This window comes from Kineococcus endophyticus, from assembly GCF_040796495.1.
GTDB classification, from domain to species: Bacteria; Actinomycetota; Actinomycetes; order Actinomycetales; family Kineococcaceae; genus Kineococcus; species Kineococcus endophyticus.
This window is the reverse complement of sequence record NZ_JBFNQN010000011.1, coordinates 1-17,022: the sequence shown is the minus strand read 5'-3', so window position 1 is coordinate 17,022 and position 17,022 is coordinate 1. Positions and strand designations below refer to the sequence as shown.

Here is a 17,022-nt window from a genome sequence, read left to right as displayed (position 1 = left end):
ACCACCGTAGACCCCGAAGGCGCTGCGGCACAGCCCCTCGGGCGGCTCCTGGGGTGATTCCCAGGAGCCGCCCGAAGTGGACGGGTGCCTCAGGCGCCGAGCTGCAGCGTGCGGCCGGGGATCGCCTCGAGCAGGGCCCGCGTGTACTCCTGCTGCGGGGAGGTGAAGACCTCCTCGACGCTGGCGTGCTCGACGAGCCGGCCCTTCTGCATGACGACGACGTCGTCGGCGATCTCCCGCACGACCGCGAGGTCGTGCGTGATGAACAGGTACGTCAGCCCCAGCTCGGCCTGCAGGTCGTTGAGCAGGGTGAGGATCTGCCCCTGCACCAGCACGTCGAGCGCCGAGACGGCCTCGTCGCAGACGACGACCTCGGGCTGCAGCGCGAGCGCCCGGGCGATGGCCACGCGCTGGCGCTGGCCGCCGGACAGCTCGTTGGGGTACCGGCGCAGCGAGCTCTGCGGCAGCGCGACCTTGTCGAGCAGGTCGCGCACGCGCGCCTCCCGGCTCTTGGCGTCGCCGACGCCGTGCACCCGCAGCGGCTCCTCGATCGAGGAGAAGATGCTCCAGCTCGGGTCCAGCGACCCGTACGGGTTCTGGAAGATCGGCTGCACCCGGCGGCGGAACGCGAACTGCTGCTTGCGGTCCAGCGTCGTGATGTCGACCCCGTCGAAGAGCACCTTGCCGGACGTCGCGGGCAGCAGGTTGAGGACCATCTGCGCCACGGTCGACTTGCCCGACCCCGACTCCCCCACGACGGCCAGCGTCGTCCCGCGGCGCACCGCGAAGTTCACGTCGTCGACCGCGAGCAGCTTCTCGCCGCGCACCCCGGCGCCGCGGATGACGAACTCCTTCGTCAGCCCCTGCACCTCGATGACGTCGGCCGTGGGCGCGTCGGGCACGTCGACGGGCGTCTGCGCCGCGACCTGCTCGTGGACCAGCTCGGCGCGCGCCTCGGCCTGCTCGACGATCTGGGCGCGGTGGCTGGACTGCATCCGCCGCGAGGCCAGCGACGGAGCCGCCGCGACGAGGCGCTGGGTGTACGGGTGACGGGGGTCCTGGAGGATCTCCAGGGCCGGGCCCGACTCGACGACCTGGCCCTTGTACATGACGACGAGGTGCTCGGCCCGCTCGGCCGCGAGCCCGAGGTCGTGGGTGATGAGCAGGACGGCCGTGCCGAGGTCGGCGGTGAGGGAGTCCAGGTGGTCCAGGATCCCCCGCTGCACGGTCACGTCGAGGGCGGACGTCGGCTCGTCGGCGATGAGCAGGCGCGGCCGGGAGGCCAGGCCGATGCCGATGAGCGCGCGCTGGCGCATCCCGCCGGAGAACTCGTGCGGGTACTGGCGGTAGCGGCGCTCGGCGTCGCCGAGGCCGGCCTCGCCGAGCACCTCGATCGCGCGCTTCTTGGCCGCGGCGCCCTTGGCGATGCCGTTGGCCTCGATGGCCTCCTTGACCTGGAAGCCGATGTTCCACACCGGGTTCAGGTTCGACATCGGGTCCTGCGGGACCAGGCCGATGTGCGTGCCGCGCAGCGCGACGTACTCGCTGCGCGAGGCGTGCGCGATGTCCTTGCCGTCGAACAGGACCTGCCCGCCGACGATCTTCCCCGTGCCGGGCAGCAGCCCGATGACGGCCATCGCCGACGTCGACTTCCCGGACCCGGACTCGCCGACGATGGCGACCGTCTGACCGGGGTACACCGTGAAGTTCGCCTTGCGGACGGCGTGGACGGCCCGGCCGCCGGAGGTGAAGTCGACCTCCAGGTCGCGGACCTCCAGGACGGGCTTGGTCCGGTCGACGGGGGCCGCGGAGGTGTTCTGCGGGCTCATCGGGTGCGGCCCTTCGGGTCCAGGGCGTCGCGCAGGGCGTCACCGAGCATGAGGAACGACAGGACGGTGATCGACAGCCCGATCGACGGCCAGAGCAGGATCATCGGGTCGGTGCGCAGGGTGGCGCGCGCGTTGGAGATGTCACCGCCCCAGGAGACGATGTTCGGCGGCAGGCCCAGGCTCAGGAACGACAGCGTCGCCTCGGCCGCGATGAACGTGCCCAGCGAGATCGTCGCGACGACGATGACGGGCCCGAGGGCGTTCGGCACGACGTGCCGCAGCAGCGTGGCCATCCGCGAGAGCCCGAGGGACTTGGCGGCCGTGACGTACTCGTTGGTCCGGACCTGCAGGACGGCCCCGCGCATGATGCGCGCGACCTGCGGCCAGCCGAAGAGGGCCAGCGTGAGGGCCACGGTCACGACGTTGCGGCTGCGGATCGTCTGCAGCAGGACGATCGCCCCGAGGATGAGCGGCAGGGCGAAGAAGATGTCCGCGACGCGGGACAGGATCGCGTCCAGCCACCCGCCGTAGAAGCCGGCGAGCGCACCGACGACACCGCCCACGACGACGACCATGACGGTCGTGAGGATCCCGACGCTCACCGAGGCGCGGGCACCGTAGACGAGGCGGGCGTAGACGTCGGTGCCGCCGCGCGTCACCCCGAGGGGGTGGGCGGCCGAGGGGCCCTGCAGCGCGACCGACAGGTCGACGAACCGCGGGTTGGTCGAGGTGAACCACGACGGGAACACCGAGACCACGACGAGCAGCAGGATGATGAGGCTCGCGACGATGAAGATCGGCCGCTTGCGCAGCTGCTTCCAGGCCTCGGCGAAGAGGCCGCCGGTGGGGGCGGACTCGTCGACCGCGTCGACCGCCGCGAGCGGGGTCTCCTCCAGCGGGGCGACGAAGCGCTCCTGGCCGGGACGCACGGCGGCGCCGCCGCCCGGCTGTGCGTGACGACCGGTGGTGGGCTCAGACATAGCGGATCCTCGGGTCCAGAACGGCGTACAGGAGGTCGACGACGAGGTTCGCGACGAGGTAGATGAGCACGAGGATCGTCACGACCGACACGACGGTCGGCCCCTCCTGCCGGATGACGGACTGGTAGAGCAGGTTGCCCACCCCGGGCACGTTGAAGATGCCCTCGGTGACGACGGCGCCGCCCATGAGCGCGCCGAGGTCGGTGCCGAGGAAGGTCACGACCGGGATGAGCGAGTTGCGCAGGACGTGCACCGTCATGACCCGCGGCCGCGACAGCCCCTTCGCCGTCGCCGTGCGCACGTGGTCGGCCGACAGGCCCTCGGCGACGGAGTTCCTCGTCAGCCGCAGGACGTAGGCGAAGGACAGCGCACCGAGCACGGTCCCCGGCAGCAGCAGGTCCACGAGCGCGGGGTCACCGCCGACGGTGGAGCGGACGATGCCCCACTTCACGCCGACGAAGTACTGCCCGACGAAGCCGAGGACGAAGACCGGGATGCCGATGACGATCAGCGAGAGGAACAGCACGGTCGAGTCGAAGATCCCACCGCGGCGCAGGCCGGCGAGGAAACCGAACGCGATGCCGAAGACGGCCTCGATGACGAGGGCCACGACCGCGAGCTTGACGGTCACCGGGAACGCGCGGGTGATCTGGTCGATCACCGGCTGGCCCGAGAACGACTGCCCGAAGTCCAGGGTGAAGATGCCCTTGAGGAAGAGCAGGTACTGCACGATGAACGGCTTGTCGAGGTTGTACTGCGCCGTCAGCGTCGCCCGCGCCGTCTCGCTGACGGGCTTGTCCCCGAACAGCGCGAGGATCGGGTCCCCGGGCAGCAGGAACACCAGGGCGTAGATGAGGAGCGTCGCTCCGAAGAAGACGGGAACCATCTGCAACAGACGGCGCCCGATGTACCAACCCATCACGAGCCTCCTCGGGGGGACGACCTTCCCTGGCCGCCCCGGCCTTCACGGTCGAACACAGTGTCGCGCCGGCTCCCCGGCGCGCGAACGGGGGTGGGTCGCGCCTGGCACGACCCACCCCCGGACCTCACGTCAGGACTTGGTGATCTCGTAGTACAGCGGGACGCTGTTCCAGCCGAACTTGACGTTCTTGGCCTGCTCGCCGAAACCACCGCTGGCGTTGGAGTACCACAGCGGGATCACGGGCAGGTCGGCGAACAGGATCGTCTGCGCCTGCTGCAGGATCTTGTTGGCCGCGTCCTGGTCGGTCGTGCCGGCCGCCTTGGTGAGCAGCTCGTCGAACTGCGGGTTGGAGTAGTCCCCGTCGTTCGAGCCGGCACCCGTGGCGTACAGCGGCGCCAGGAAGTTGTACAGACCCGGGTAGTCGGCCTGCCAGCCGGTGCGGAACGCGCCCTTGATCGACCGGTTGGTGATCTCGGTGCGGATCTGGGCGAACGTCGGGTACGGCTTGCCCTCGGCCTGGATGCCGAGCACCTGGCGGATGCTCGCGGTGACCGCGTCGACCCACGCCTGGTGGTCACCGTCGGTGTTGTAGGCGATGGTGAAGGTGCTGCCGTTCCACGGCTTGATGGCGTTGGCCTGCTCCCACAGCTGCTTGGCCTTGGCCGCGTCGAAGCTCAGGACCTCGTTGCCCTGCACGGTCTCGGAGTAGCCCGCGATGACCGGGGACGTGAAGTCCTTGGCCGGGGTGCGGGTGTCGTTGAAGACGGCCTTGCAGACGGCCGCGCGGTCGAAGGCGTAGCTGAAGGCCTGGCGACGCAGCTTGCCCTCCTCACCGCCGAAGCCCTCCAGGCCCTCGGGGATGCAGAAGGACTGGAAGACGGCGGCCGGCTGGTTGACGGCGCGGTCGCCCAGGTCGTCGGTGTACGTCAGCAGCGCCGAGCTGGGGATGTTGTCGAGGACGTCGAGGTCGCCGCCCTGCAGGGCCGCGTACGCCGCGTCGTAGGTCTCGTAGAAGACGAAGGCGAGGGAGTCGTTCTTCGCCTTGCGGGGCCCGGCGTAGGTGTCGTTCGGGACGAAGTCGATCCGGACGTTGTGCTGCCAGGCGCCCTTCTCCTTGAGCTTGTACGGCCCGTTGCCGACCGGGTTCTCGCCGTACGCCTTGATGTCGGTGAACGCCGACTCGGGCAGCGGGTAGAAGGCCGAGTAGCCCAGGCGCAGCGGGAAGTCGGACTCCGGCTGGACGAGCTTGACGGTGAAGGTCGTGTCGTCGACGACAGCCAGACCGGAGAGCGTCTGCGCGGTCGGCGGCTCGGCCTGCACGGCCTCGTAGCCCTCGATGGGCTCGAAGAAGTAGGACGACAGCTGCGCGTTGGTGCCCAGGGCGCCGTAGTTCCAGGCGTCGACGAAGGACTTGGCGGTGACCGCGGTCCCGTCGGAGAACTTGGTGCCCGACTTGATCTTGATGGTGTAGTTCTGCGCGTCGGTCGACTCGATCGAGTCCGCGACGTCGTTCTCGGGGGTGCCGTCCGCCTTGTAGTAGACGAGACCGGCCCACAGCGCGTCGAGCAGGCGCCCACCGCCGACCTCGTTGGTGGCCGTCGGGACGAGCGGGTTCTGCGGCTCGGTGCCGTTGACGACGATGGCGCCGCCGCTGCCGCCGGAGGCGCCATCACCCGAGCCGTTGCCGCTGTCGTCGTTGCCGCCACCGCAGGCCGCGAGCGTCGTCAGGGCGGCGATGCCCAGGGCGCCCTTGAGGCCGTTGCGACGGCTGAACGGGGACTGCAGGCCACCGGTGACGATGCCGATGCGCTCGACAGCCGGGCGCTCGTCCTTCTCGAAGCTGCTCAAGGTGGAACTCCTCCTCGCAAGCGGAACTGGGTGGGCAGGTTGCCCATCTACGGCGACTCCCGACGAGCAGGATGTCCACCTCTACAGGTCGGGCAGCACGTTAACACCCGGTCAACGCATTTCCGGACGACCGTGAACGGTTGGCGGACGTCAAGGGCGCAGACCGCCCCCAGTGTCCTCCTCCATCGCGGCGTCCGACACCCCTCGCGTGACCCAGCGTGCATCAAGGATGACACGTCGTCGCAGGTCAAGGGCGTGATCGCGCTGATCGGGCCCTGAGGTAACGATGTGGTGTCGGTCTGGCCACCGGGGAGGCTCGACCCGCGGGGCGCCGGCCCCGGACGTGGGAGCGGTGAGATCCCCGTCGACCTCACCGCCCCGTGAGCATGACGCACTCCGCCCGCCCTTCCCAGCCGTTTCGGGGCACGCGGCACGGATCGAGACACAATCGTTTCCAGCTCGGGTCCGCCGTGTTTCCACGGCGTTTCCGGACGGGCAGGAACGGACCCTTCCGGGCCGTTTCAGACGTTGAAGCGGAACTCGACGACGTCCCCGTCGGCCATGACGTACTCCTTGCCCTCGATCCGCACCCGCCCCGCGGCCTTGGCCTCCGCCATCGACCCGGCGGCGAGGAGGTCCTCGAAGGACACGACTTCGGCCTTGATGAAGCCGCGCTGGAAGTCGGTGTGGATGACCCCGGCCGCCTGCGGCGCCGTCCAGCCGCGGTGGATCGTCCAGGCGCGCGACTCCTTCGGACCGGCCGTCAGGTACGTCTGCAGGCCCAGCGTGTCGAAGCCGACGCGGGCGAGCTGGTCGAGGCCGGACTCGGTCTGGCCGACGGACTCGAGCAGCTCGGCCGCCTCCTCGGCCGACAGCTCGGCCAGCTCGGACTCCAGCTTGGCGTCGAGGAAGACGGCCTCGGCCGGCGCCACCAGCGTGCGCAGCTCCTGCTTGCGGGCCTCGTCGCCCAGGACGGTCTCGTCGACGTTGAAGACGTAGAGGAAGGGCTTGGTCGTCAGCAGCCCCAGCTCCTTGAGCAGCGCCACGTCGACGTCGTCGGCGGCCGTGGCGGCCGACAGCGGCCGGCCCGAGTCGAGCACGGCCTGTGCGGCGACGGCGGCCTTGAGCACCGCCGGGTCGGCCTTCTTGCCCTTGACCTCCTTCTCCAGGCGCGGCACCGCGCGCTCGAGGGTCTGCAGGTCGGCCAGCACGAGCTCGGTGTGCACGGTCTCGATGTCGTCGGCCGGGTCGACGGCCCCCGCGACGTGCACGACGTCCGGGTCGGCGAAGGCGCGCGTCACCTGGCAGATCGCGTCCGCCTCGCGGATGTTGGCCAGGAACTTGTTGCCCAGCCCCTCCCCCTCGCTCGCGCCCTTGACGATGCCGGCGATGTCGACGAAGGACACGGTGGCCGGCACCGTCTTCTCGCTGTCGAAGAGCTGGGCGAGCCGGTCCAGGCGCGGGTCGGGCAGCGCGACGACCCCGACGTTCGGCTCGATCGTCGCGAACGGGTAGTTCGCCGCGAGCGCGTCGTTCTCGGTCAGTGCGTTGAAGAGCGTGGACTTGCCGACGTTGGGCAGTCCGACGATGCCGATGGTGAGAGCCACGGGAACAGGAGCCTACCCGCCCGGCCCCGTGCCCCGGGTGTCCGAGGGGAGGTCCCGGACGGTGTCCGAGGCGGGTGGCACAGTCCCCGGCATGGACGTCCTCGCTCTCCTGCTCGGTCTGCTCCTCGGCCTGCTCGTGGGCGTCGTCGCCGGGGCCCTGCTGCTGCGCTGGGTGCTGCGCGGCCGGGCCGCCCCCGCCGAAGCCGCCCTGCGCGCCGAGCGGGACCTGCTGCGCGACCGCGTCGAGGAGCTGGAGGACCGCGTCGCGGCCGGCCACGAGCTGACGGCGACGGTGACCCCCGTGGCGGCCACGCTGGAACGGGTCGAGGCGCAGGTCGCGGCGCTGGAGCGGGACCGCGTGCAGCAGTACGCGCGGCTCACCGAGCAGCTGCGCTCGGTCGCCGAGGGCACGGACGCGCTGCGCGACCAGACGGCCTCCCTCGCCGGGGCCCTGCGCGCGTCCAGCTCGCGCGGGTCGTGGGGCGAGGTCCAGCTGCGCCGCGTCGTCGAGCACGCCGGCATGCTCGACCGCGTCGACTTCGTCGAGCAGACGACGCTCACGACGCGCGCCGGGCGCAGCGTCCGCCCCGACCTCGTCGTCAACCTCCCGGGCGGCAAGCACGTCGTCGTCGACGCCAAGGCGCCGCTCGCCGCGTTCCTGCGCGCGGGCGAGGCGGCCGACGACGGCGAGCGGCGCCGCGAGCTGCTGGCCCACGCGCGCGCGGTCCGCGGCCACGTCGACGCCCTCGCCGCGAAGGAGTACCCGAGCGCGGTCGAGGACTCCCCCGACGTCGTCGTCTGCTTCGTGCCGGGCGAGGCGTTCCTGGCCGCCGCGTGCGAGGCGGACCCGACGCTGCTCGAGCACGCCATGTCGCGGCGGGTCGTGCTGGCCACTCCGACGACGCTGCTGGCGCTGCTGCGCACGGTGGCCCTGACGTGGCAGCAGGACGCGGTCGCGGGGAACGCGCGGGAGCTGTTCGAGGTGGGCCGTGAGCTGTACGAGCGGCTCGGGACGCTCGGGGGTCACACCGCCTCCCTCGGGCGCACGCTGCACCGCGCCGTGGAGGACTACAACCGCTTCGTGGGCACGCTGGAGCGGCGCGTCCTCGTGTCCGCCCGCCGCATCCGCGAGCTGGACCTGGCCGACGAGACGCTGCCCGCACTCGTCCCCCTCGAGGACGCCGTCCGGCCGTTGACCGCCCCGGAGCTGCTGGACGAGCAGGTCGTCCCGCTGCGGGTCAGACGGGAGTGACGGGCAGCGAGCGGCGTCCGGCCGCGTTCGTCGGGCTCGCGCCGGCCGCCTTCAGGTCGCGGCGCAGGTCCGTCGGCAGGGCGAACTGCAGGTCCTCCATGGCCGTCGTGACCTCCTCGACCGCGCCGTAGCCGCGGTCGGCGAGCAGGGCCAGCACCTCCTGCACGAGCACCTCCGGGACGGACGCACCGGAGGTGAGCCCCACGGTGGTGACGCCCTCGAACCAGGCGTCGTCGACCTCGCCGGCGTTGTCGACCCGGTGCGCCGCACGGGCTCCCGCGTCGAGGGCCACCTCGGCCAGGCGCACGGAGTTGGAGGAGTTCGCGCTGCCGACGACGATGACGAGCTCGGCCTCGGGGGCGATCTTCTTCACCGCGACCTGGCGGTTGGAGGTGGCGTAGCAGATGTCGTCGCTCGGCGGGTCCTGCAGGTGCGGGAACCGGACGCGCAGGCGGCGGACCGTCTCCATCGTCTCGTCGACGCTGAGGGTGGTCTGCGAGAGCCACACGAGGTTGCCGGTGTCCTCGACCTCGATCGTGTCGGCGACCTCGGGGCTGTCGACGACGGTGATGTGCTCGGGCGCCTCGCCCGCCGTGCCCTCGACCTCCTCGTGGCCGGTGTGGCCGATGAGGAGGATGCGGGCGTCCTGGGAGGCGAAGCGGACGGCCTCCTTGTGGACCTTGGTGACCAGCGGGCACGTCGCGTCGATCGTCTGCAGCGAGCGCGCCGCCGCGGCCTCGCGCACCGCGGGGCTCACGCCGTGGGCGGAGAACACGAGGTGGGCGCCCTCGGGGACGGCGTCGGTCTCGTCGACGAACACGGCACCGCGCTGCTGCAGCGTCTGCACGACGTGCTTGTTGTGGACGATCTCCTTGCGCACGTAGACGGGCGACCCGTAGAGGTCCAGCGCCTTCTCCACGGCGACGACGGCGCGGTCGACCCCGGCGCAGTAGCCGCGGGGAGCCGCGAGCAGGACGCGCTTGCCCCCGTCCCAGGTGGCCCGCTCCGTCGGCCGGGCGAGCAGCGAGGTGTCGTTGCAGTCGTCCCCTGCGTCGAGGCCCGCGTCGAGGACGGCGGTGGTCGCGGCTGCGGTCTCGGCGGTCTGGCTCACCGCCCCATGGTAGGTCGGCGCGCAGGGCCGGGGAGGATGGGCCCGTGCCCGCCGACCCGCCGCCGCGCCGTCCCAGCACCGCCGGGGAGACGACCGCCGAGAACCCGTGGCCCGTGCGGCTCCTCGCCGCCAAGATGGACGCCTACATCGCCAAGATGCCCTGGACGTGGGTCGAGGGCCAGGTCGTGCAGGTCTCCGACCGCCCCGGTTCCTCCGTCGTCTTCGTGACGCTGCGCGACGCGGACACCGACATGTCCCTGCCGGTGACGATCGCCCGCCGCGTGCTCGGACGGTTGCGCGACGCGCTCCCCGACGGCCTGGCCCACGGCACGCGCGTCGTCGTCCACGCCCGGCCGGAGTTCTTCGCCAAGCGGGGGTCGCTGTCCCTGGCCGCCGACGACGTGCGCCCCGTCGGCGTCGGGGAGCTGCTGGCGCGCTTGGAGCACCTCAAGCGGGTGCTGCGCAGCGAGGGCCTCTTCGACACCGCCCGCAAGCGGCCGCTGCCCTTCCTGCCGCGCACCGTCGGCCTGGTCTGCGGCCGGGCCTCGGCCGCCGAGCGCGACGTGGTGGAGAACGCGCGGCTGCGCTGGCCCGCGGTGCGCTTCGAGGTCCGCGAGGTGGCCGTCCAAGGGCCCAACGCCGTCACCGAGGTGGTGGCCGCGCTCGCCGAGCTCGACGCCGACCCCGCCGTCGACGTCGTCGTGCTGGCCCGCGGCGGCGGCAGCGTCGAGGACCTGCTGCCGTTCAGCAACGAGGCCCTCGTGCGGGCGGTGGCCGCGGCCCGCACCCCCGTCGTCTCGGCGATCGGGCACGAGGTCGACTCCCCGCTGGTCGACCTCGTCGCCGACGTGCGCGCCTCGACGCCCACGGACGCCGCCCGCCTCGTCGTCCCGGACGTCGTCGAGGAGCTGGCCGGGGTCCGCCAGCTGCGGTCGCGGGCGCGGCGGGCCGTCACGGGCCGCGTCGAGCGCGAGGGGCACGCGCTCGCCGCCCTGCGCAGCCGGCCGGTCCTCGCCGCGCCGCACGTCCTGCTCGACAGGCGGGCGGCCGAGGTCGACGGGCTGCGCGAGCGGGCGCGCCGGGCCGTGTCGGGGCGCCTGGACCGGGCCGCCGTCGACGTCGAGCACCTGCGGACGAGCGTGCGGGCGCTGTCCCCCCGCTCGACGCTGCTGCGCGGCTACGCAGTGGTGCAGCGGGAGGACGGCAGCCTCGTCCGGGAGCCGCAGGACGCGCCCGCCGGCACCGCGCTGCGCCTGCGGCTGGCCGACGGGGAGGTCGCGGCGACCGCGGGGTGACGGGTCCGCCGGTGGCGCTGGGTAACCTCCCGGGGTGCCCGAGGAGACGACCGCGACCACCACGCCCGCGGACCAGCTGAGCTACGAGCAGGCCCGCGACGAGCTCGTCGACGTCGTGCGGCGCCTGGAGACGGGCGGGACCGGCCTGGAGGAGGCGCTGGCCCTGTGGGAGCGCGGGGAGGCGCTGGCCGACCGCTGCCAGCAGTGGCTCGACGGCGCCCGCGAGCGGCTCGACGCGGCCCGTGGGAGCGACGCCGACGAGGAGTAGGTGCCGCCGCGTCGCACCCGTGGGCGCGGGGTGCGGCAGTGGTCGGCACCCCCGCCGGTCGACGCCGCGGTGGACGGCAGCGGCCCCCGGGGCGCCGGCTCGTCAGGCTGGTCGGGGCTCGTCACGCTGACCCGCCCGTCGTCGATCGAGCCCGGGTGATCGCGCGACCTCAGCGGTTCCGACCGCTGGCCCGACTCCCCGAGCGGTCCCACTCCGGCCGCCACAGGCGCCACGAGATGCCGTGGCCGATGGCCATGGCCGTCCACGCGGCCCCCGTCACGTACTGCCACCACGCGTTCCCACCGGACGCGAGCAGGAGCCACCAGACGAGCGCGAGGACGCCCCACAGGAGGGCGAAGGTCTTCGACTGTCGACGCGTCGTCGTCGCCCGCCACCTCGGCCGCCCGGTCGTGCGATCAGAGTGCTGGGGAGGCGACGCCCTCACGGTCGACCCCAAGACGTCGAGCGGGACCGCGAGGTCCCCGACGTCCCGGCCGACAGCACGACGGTGCGGTCACGAGCGGGCCGGCGAACGCCCGTCGCGGGAACGTGCCGCACCGCGGACGTGGTGCGTCGCGACCCGTTCGGGACCCGGACGTGGGGCGGAACGTGCCACTCGGGGGCCCGGCGACCTGGTGGCGCCATCTCGGTGCCGGGTCCTAGGAGCGCACGCCCCAGGGCGTCCCGGCCTTGGTCCAGCCGGCCTCAGCGGCCTGCACGAGCTCGGTGAGCACGCCGTACCCGCCCTCCCCCGTCACGAGCAACGTCTGCCCGTCCTGGGTGCGCACCAGGCTGTAGCGCTCGCGGTCCGGCTGCAGGTACCGCTGCCAGACCTCCCCGCCGATCGTCTGCTCGCCCTGGGCGTCACCGCTCTGGGTCTGGGCGCGCAGCCAGGTGCGCGTCGTGTCCTGCGCGGTCTCCAGGGCCAGGTACTTCCCGCCGTCCGTGCGGTACCCGATGTGCCAGGTCACGACGCCGTCGGTCGAGCGGTTGACGTTGGCCGACGTCGCGGTCCAGCCCTCCGGGCCGTCCGGGACGACGGGGGCGAACGGCAGCTGGGAGGCGGCGCCCTGGGCGGCGTTGGCGACGTCCACGGCGGGCTGCTCGATGGCGTTGGGCCGCGGGATGAGCCAGACGACGACGAGGACCATGCCGAGGATCACGGCCATGGACAGCACCATCGACCGGACGTTGCCGCCGGAGTGCCGCTGCCGCGGGACGCCGCGGGGGTCCTCCCCCGGTGCGACGGACGGGCTGTCGGAGGGGCGACCGGTCGTGCTCACGCCCCCATGGTGACGGATAGAGTCGGCAGCCGACGACGAGCGTCGCCGGCCGCCCGCCCGGGGGCACCGGATCCCGCAGCGCCGACCAGCAGATCCACGTCGCCCAGGAGGTCCCGCCCATGGCTCACACCCCGTCCCACCAGACCACGCTCCCGCCCTCCCTCGTCGTCGCCGACGAGGCCCCCGACCGCAACCTCGCGATGGAGCTCGTCCGCGTCACCGAGGCAGCCGCCATGGCCGGCGGCCGGTGGGTCGGGCGCGGGGACAAGAACAAGGCCGACGGCGCCGCCGTCAACGCCATGCGCACCCTCATCGGCACCGTCTCGATGAACGGCACCGTCGTCATCGGCGAGGGCGAGAAGGACAACGCGCCCATGCTCTACAACGGCGAACGCGTCGGGGACGGCAGCGGCGCCGAGTGCGACGTGGCCGTCGACCCCATCGACGGGACGACCCTCACGGCGCGGGGCATGCCGAACGCGGTGGCCGTCCTGGCCGTCGCCGAGCGCGGCACGATGTACGACCCGAGCGCCGTGTTCTACATGGACAAGCTGGCCGTCGGCCCCGAGGCCGCGGACGTCGTCGACATCCGCCTGCCGGTGCGGGAGAACATCCGCCGCCTGGCCCGCGCGAAGAAGCGCTGGGTCGAGGACGTGACGGTCTGCATCCTGGACCGCCCGCGGCACGCGAAGCTGGCCGAGGAGGTCCGCGACGCCGGCGCCCGCATCAAGTTCATCTCCGACGGCGACGTCGCCGGCGCCGTCATGGCCGCCCGCGAGGGCACCGGCGTCGACCTGCTCCTCGGCGTCGGCGGCACCCCGGAGGGGATCATCACGGCCTGCGCGATGCACTGCCTCGGCGGCGCGATCCAGGGCCGGCTGTGGCCGCGCGACGACGAGGAGAAGCAGAAGGCGATCGACGCCGGGCACGACCTCGACGCCGTCCTCGACACGTCCACCCTCGTGGCCAGCGACAACGTCTACTTCGTCGTCACCGGCATCACCGACGGCGAGCTCGTCGACGGCGTGCGCTACCGCGGCGACACGATCTCCACGTCGAGCATCGTCATGCGCAGCAAGTCCGGCACCATCCGCAAGGTCGAGAGCGAGCACCGGTTGTCCAAGCTGCAGGCCTACTCCGCCGTCGACTTCACCGGTCCGCGCTGATGGCGGGACGTGCACCCTCCCGCCCGACCGTCGTCGTCGGGGAGGCCCTCGTCGACGTCGTGCACCGCGCGGGCGAGGACACCAGCGCCGAGCACCCCGGCGGGTCCCCGCTGAACGTCGCCTACGGCCTGGGCCGGCTCGAGCACGACGTCGCCCTCCTCACCCGGCTCGGCGACGACGCCCACGGCGAGCTGCTGACCGGCCACCTCGCCGGGGCCGGGGTGCGGTTGCTGCCGGGCGCCGTGGACGCCGACCGGACCGCCGTCGCGCGGGCCGAGATCGACGCCGAGGGCAAGGCCACCTACGACTTCGACCTGGTCTGGCGGGTGCCGGAGACGTCCCTGCCGGACGACCTCGCCCTGCTGCACACCGGGTCCATCGGCGCGGCCGTGGACCCGGGGGCCACGACGGCCCTGGACCTGCTGCGCTCGGTGCGCGGGCGGGCCACGACCAGCTACGACCCGAACGTGCGACCGGCCTTCTTCGACTCCCCCGCCCAGGCGCTGGCGCGGGTGGAGGAGTTCGTGGCGGCCGCCGACGTCGTCAAGGCCTCCGACGAGGACCTCGAGTGGCTGCTGCCGGGTCAGGACGTCGAGGACGTCGCGCACCGCTGGCAGGGGTGCGGCCCCGCGCTCGTCGTGGTGACGCGCGGCAGCGCCGGCGCCGTCGCGGTCTCGGGCGCCGGCACGCTGCACGTCCCGGCCCCGCGCGTCGACGTCGTCGACACCGTGGGGGCGGGGGACGCGTTCATGTCGGGGCTGCTGCACGCCCTCGCCGAGCACGACCTCCTCGGGGGCGACGCGCTGCCGAGGCTGCGGCACCTGGGGCTCGGGACGCTGGAGTCCCTGGTCACCACGGCCATCGCCTCGGCGTCCATCACGTGCTCACGGGCCGGGGCGAACCCGCCCACCCGTGCGGAACTGGCGGCCCGGGGGTAGCTCGGCCACGCTGTCGGGCGTGACCCACGATCACGTCCCGACAGCGCCCTCCGCGTCCCCCCGCACCGGCCGGCTGGCCCGCCTCGCGTGGCTGGGGGTGCTCGTCGCCGGCGTCCTCGCCTACGTCGTCGTGCTCCGGGTGATGGTGAACACGGAGAACCTCAACTTCTTCCCCTCGCTGCTGCTCCTGGGGGCCATCACCGTCCCCGTGAGCGTCCTGGCCTTCGCCGAGACGGGCGGCCGCGGCCCGGCCGTGCGCGGCTGGCTCGTGGCCACCGTGGCGATCGCCGGCGGGGTGGTCGGCACGGTGACGGCCGGGACGCTGGAGTTCGACACGCTGCGGACCCTGGGCACCGTCCCGATGCTCTTCGTGGGGCTCATCGAGGAGTTCGCGAAGCTCGTGGTGCCCCTGGCGGTGTTCCTGGTGCTGCGCCCGCGCGACCCGCGCGGCGGCGTCGTCGTGGGGGTCGCCTCGGGCATGGGCTTCGCGGTGCTGGAGACGATGGGCTACGGCTTCCAGGAACTGCTGCGGGCGCGCAGCATCGCCGCGGTCGACGAGGAGCTGCTGCTGCGCGGGCTGCTCTCCCCTGCCTGCCACATCGCGTGGACGGGCATGACCGTGGCGATGCTGTGGCGCATCCCCTCCGCCCGGCGCCGGGGGCGGGCGGTGTGGGCGTTCGTCGGCACGTACCTGCTGGCGGTGGTGCTGCACGCGACGTGGGACTCCTCGGGCAGCGACCTCGTCCACCTCGTCGTGGCCGTCGTCGGGCTCGTCGTGCTGTTCGTGTTCCTCCTGCGGGCCCACCGGCGCGTCCCGGCGACCCCACCGTCAGCACAGCCGTCAGCGACGCCGCCGTCGCGGCAGGCGTGGGGCCGGTAGGGCAGGGAGGGCCGGGCGGCGCCGGACGACCTCGTCGCGGGCCCGCTCCAGCGCGCCCGCCAGCGCGGTCCACGACCGGTCGAGCCGTTCGGAGCGGCGGACCTCGTCGCGGTAGGTGCGCCGGAGCAGCGCGAACCGGTCGGCCAGCGCCGGCAGCGCGTCCCGCCCCGAGGGCGTGAGCACCAGCCGCACGGTCTGGTGCGCGACGGGGTGCAGCCGCCTCTTGTACGCCTCGTCCCCGCGCAGCAGGTCCAGCTCGCGGTACCCGGTGAGCACGGCCCGGCGGCACAGCCGCAGCAGCAGGAGCGTGCCCGGACCCGTCGGCGCGTACCGCGAGCGGTAGCTCTGCACGTACCCGTGCAGGGCGCGGGGCCCGGCCAGGCAGAACGCGTAGGCCACGAGCTCCCCGTCCACGCGCAGCCCGGACAGCTGGACGGTCCCCGGCGGGGAGGTCCACAGGACCTCGGTCAGCGTGCGGCCCGAGGCGCCCCGCCAGGGCCGGCGGCGGCGCTCGGCGTGCGGGTGCGCGTCGTCGACCTCCGCGAGCTCGGTGACGAGCTCCTCCAGCCGGTCCGCGGCCGCCTCCGGGTCGTGCGGGCGCAGCGCCGTGACGGGCTCGAGGAGGTCGTCGGCGACGGCGAGCTCGCCCAGCTCGGCCAGCCGCCGCCACTGCCGGCGCTCCTCGTGACGGGCGTGCCGGCCGAGCGAGGCGTCGTACTCCTCGACCGTCGCGGGCAGGGCGACGGAGTGGACGGTGGCCTGCGGCAGCGTGCGCTGGGCGTACCCGCGCAGCCGGGCCCAGGCGGCGACGTGCTCGGTCTGCTCGCCCTGCGCCGGCACCTGCTCGAGGTCGAGGAACGCCCCCGGGGCCTCGCGCACGGCGCCGTCGAGGACGGCCGCGACGAGCCGCACGGCCGGGACGTCGGCGTCGGGGTCGGTGAGGACGGCCGCGTAGTCGCTGCCCCCCGCGCCGAGGAACGTCAGCAGGGGGCGCGGGCCACCGAGGAGCGCGAAGGCGCCGAAGGCGAGGAGCCGGCCGTCGCGGCGGACGCTGACCAGCAGCGGTTCACCCCGCCCGACGTGGGCGTGCACGGCCCGCAGCCAGTCCGGACCGGTGAACGGGGGGTGGCCCCCCTGCTGGGCCAGCACGCGCCACTCGGGCACGGGCGCGTTGTCGAGGTGGCGGCGGACCGTCACCGCCAGCCCGTGGGCCGGGTCGTGGACGAGAGCCAGCCCGGCGTCGGAGGGCGCGGAGGTCGTCGACCCGGGCGGGACGTCGGAGGCGTCGGCGGCGGGCACGGCGAGGTCCGTCACCGCCCACCTCCGCCCGCTCGCACCGTCGAGCCGACCCGTGTGGAGGACTCGTGCGCGTACGTTAACCGGGACGTCGGACAGGACCGCGCAAGCTCCCTCACTCGCCGCCGCGCCGTCGACGCAGCGTCACGAGCCGTCTACGCAGCGCTCTGCAACGCCGCCTGGGGTCGGGATCGTTGACGCATCGGGCCGAACCTAGCGGGGCGGATTCTCGTGGTCCTCGCAACACCGCGTGGTCTACGTGAGGGTGAGTAGATCACGTAGGCGCTCGGCTGGGTTGGCCCAGCCGAGCGTCTTGCGTGGTCGCCCGTTCAGCTCCTGCGCCACGT

General features: G+C 73.2%; 15 protein-coding genes. 6 read left to right on the top strand and 9 right to left on the bottom strand.

Going from position 1 to position 17,022, the window contains the following annotated elements; translation table 11 throughout:
- Positions 1-89: 89 nt before the first annotated feature.
- The 5 genes from AB1207_RS15935 to ychF form a co-directional block, all read right to left on the bottom strand.
- Positions 90-1,829 (bottom strand): dipeptide ABC transporter ATP-binding protein, encoded by a 1,740-nt coding sequence (locus AB1207_RS15935; protein ID WP_367639377.1) that lies wholly within the window; start codon positions 1,827-1,829, stop codon positions 90-92.
- Positions 1,826-2,809, bottom strand: coding sequence for an ABC transporter permease (locus AB1207_RS15930; protein ID WP_367639376.1), 984 nt, complete (start codon positions 2,807-2,809; stop codon positions 1,826-1,828). Before AB1207_RS15930 ends, AB1207_RS15935 begins: the two co-directional genes overlap by 4 nt.
- Positions 2,802-3,728 (bottom strand): ABC transporter permease, encoded by a 927-nt coding sequence (locus AB1207_RS15925; RefSeq protein WP_367639375.1) that lies wholly within the window; start codon positions 3,726-3,728, stop codon positions 2,802-2,804. The genes AB1207_RS15930 and AB1207_RS15925 overlap by 8 nt, the downstream gene beginning before the upstream one ends.
- Positions 3,729-3,860: 132 nt before the next feature.
- A complete protein-coding gene (locus AB1207_RS15920) occupies positions 3,861-5,516 on the bottom strand; it encodes a peptide ABC transporter substrate-binding protein (protein ID WP_437178965.1) in 1,656 nt (551 codons plus the stop codon).
- A 584-nt stretch (positions 5,517-6,100) separates the two neighbouring features.
- Complete coding sequence (gene ychF, locus AB1207_RS15915; RefSeq protein WP_367639374.1) at positions 6,101-7,186, bottom strand: redox-regulated ATPase YchF; 1,086 nt, start codon at positions 7,184-7,186, stop codon at positions 6,101-6,103.
- Between the two features lie 91 nt (positions 7,187-7,277).
- Here ychF and AB1207_RS15910 point away from each other — a divergent pair, with 91 nt between their 5' ends.
- Positions 7,278-8,438 (top strand): DNA recombination protein RmuC, encoded by a 1,161-nt coding sequence (locus AB1207_RS15910; RefSeq protein WP_367639373.1) that lies wholly within the window; start codon positions 7,278-7,280, stop codon positions 8,436-8,438.
- Here AB1207_RS15910 and AB1207_RS15905 read toward each other — a convergent pair.
- Positions 8,425-9,462, bottom strand: a complete 1,038-nt coding sequence (locus tag AB1207_RS15905) for a 4-hydroxy-3-methylbut-2-enyl diphosphate reductase (protein WP_367639554.1) — start codon at positions 9,460-9,462, stop codon at positions 8,425-8,427. The two genes, AB1207_RS15910 and AB1207_RS15905, sit on opposite strands and share 14 nt — an antisense overlap.
- A 131-nt stretch (positions 9,463-9,593) precedes the next feature.
- Here AB1207_RS15905 and xseA point away from each other — a divergent pair, with 131 nt between their 5' ends.
- Both xseA and AB1207_RS15895 read left to right on the top strand, forming a co-directional pair.
- The gene (gene xseA / locus AB1207_RS15900; RefSeq protein WP_367639372.1) at positions 9,594-10,844 is read left to right on the top strand and encodes an exodeoxyribonuclease VII large subunit; all 1,251 of its coding nucleotides are present in this window, start codon (positions 9,594-9,596) and stop codon (positions 10,842-10,844) included.
- A 34-nt stretch (positions 10,845-10,878) separates the two neighbouring features.
- A complete protein-coding gene (locus tag AB1207_RS15895; protein ID WP_367639371.1) occupies positions 10,879-11,112 on the top strand; it encodes an exodeoxyribonuclease VII small subunit in 234 nt (77 codons plus the stop codon).
- A 169-nt stretch (positions 11,113-11,281) separates the two neighbouring features.
- On the opposite strand, the gene AB1207_RS15890 is transcribed toward AB1207_RS15895, so the two are convergent.
- Both AB1207_RS15890 and AB1207_RS15885 read right to left on the bottom strand, forming a co-directional pair.
- Positions 11,282-11,557, bottom strand: a complete 276-nt coding sequence (locus tag AB1207_RS15890; protein WP_367639370.1) for a hypothetical protein — start codon at positions 11,555-11,557, stop codon at positions 11,282-11,284.
- A 214-nt stretch (positions 11,558-11,771) separates the two neighbouring features.
- Positions 11,772-12,395 carry a DUF4245 domain-containing protein gene (locus AB1207_RS15885; protein ID WP_367639369.1) on the bottom strand — a complete coding sequence of 208 codons (624 nt, stop codon included), beginning with the start codon at positions 12,393-12,395 and terminating at the stop codon, positions 11,772-11,774.
- 119 nt (positions 12,396-12,514) lie between these two features.
- Between AB1207_RS15885 and glpX the strand changes: the two genes are divergently transcribed.
- Genes glpX through AB1207_RS15870 form a run of 3 tightly spaced genes read left to right on the top strand, consistent with a single transcriptional unit; the run spans position 12,515 to position 15,379 of the window.
- Positions 12,515-13,561, top strand: a complete 1,047-nt coding sequence (gene glpX, locus AB1207_RS15880) for a class II fructose-bisphosphatase (protein WP_367639368.1) — start codon at positions 12,515-12,517, stop codon at positions 13,559-13,561.
- A complete protein-coding gene (locus AB1207_RS15875) occupies positions 13,561-14,499 on the top strand; it encodes a carbohydrate kinase family protein (RefSeq protein WP_367639367.1) in 939 nt (312 codons plus the stop codon). Before glpX ends, AB1207_RS15875 begins: the two co-directional genes overlap by 1 nt.
- 19 nt (positions 14,500-14,518) lie before the next feature.
- Positions 14,519-15,379 (top strand): PrsW family intramembrane metalloprotease, encoded by an 861-nt coding sequence (locus AB1207_RS15870; protein ID WP_367639366.1) that lies wholly within the window; start codon positions 14,519-14,521, stop codon positions 15,377-15,379.
- On the opposite strand, the gene AB1207_RS15865 is transcribed toward AB1207_RS15870, so the two are convergent.
- Positions 15,341-16,693 carry a GNAT family N-acetyltransferase gene (locus tag AB1207_RS15865; RefSeq protein WP_367639365.1) on the bottom strand — a complete coding sequence of 451 codons (1,353 nt, stop codon included), beginning with the start codon at positions 16,691-16,693 and terminating at the stop codon, positions 15,341-15,343. The two genes, AB1207_RS15870 and AB1207_RS15865, sit on opposite strands and share 39 nt — an antisense overlap.
- Between the last annotated feature and the right edge of the window lie 329 nt (positions 16,694-17,022).

Bases quoted from the DNA above. Each gene is read 5' to 3' on its own strand.
- AB1207_RS15935 (WP_367639377.1), bottom strand. From the start codon at position 1,829: ATGAGCCCGCAGAACACCTCCGCGGCCCCCGTCGACCGGACCAAGCCC.
- AB1207_RS15930 (WP_367639376.1), bottom strand. From the start codon at position 2,809: ATGTCTGAGCCCACCACCGGTCGTCACGCACAGCCGGGCGGCGGCGCC.
- AB1207_RS15925 (WP_367639375.1), bottom strand. From the start codon at position 3,728: ATGGGTTGGTACATCGGGCGCCGTCTGTTGCAGATGGTTCCCGTCTTC.
- AB1207_RS15910 (WP_367639373.1), top strand. From the start codon at position 7,278: ATGGACGTCCTCGCTCTCCTGCTCGGTCTGCTCCTCGGCCTGCTCGTG.
- glpX (WP_367639368.1), top strand. From the start codon at position 12,515: ATGGCTCACACCCCGTCCCACCAGACCACGCTCCCGCCCTCCCTCGTC.
- AB1207_RS15875 (WP_367639367.1), top strand. From the start codon at position 13,561: ATGGCGGGACGTGCACCCTCCCGCCCGACCGTCGTCGTCGGGGAGGCC.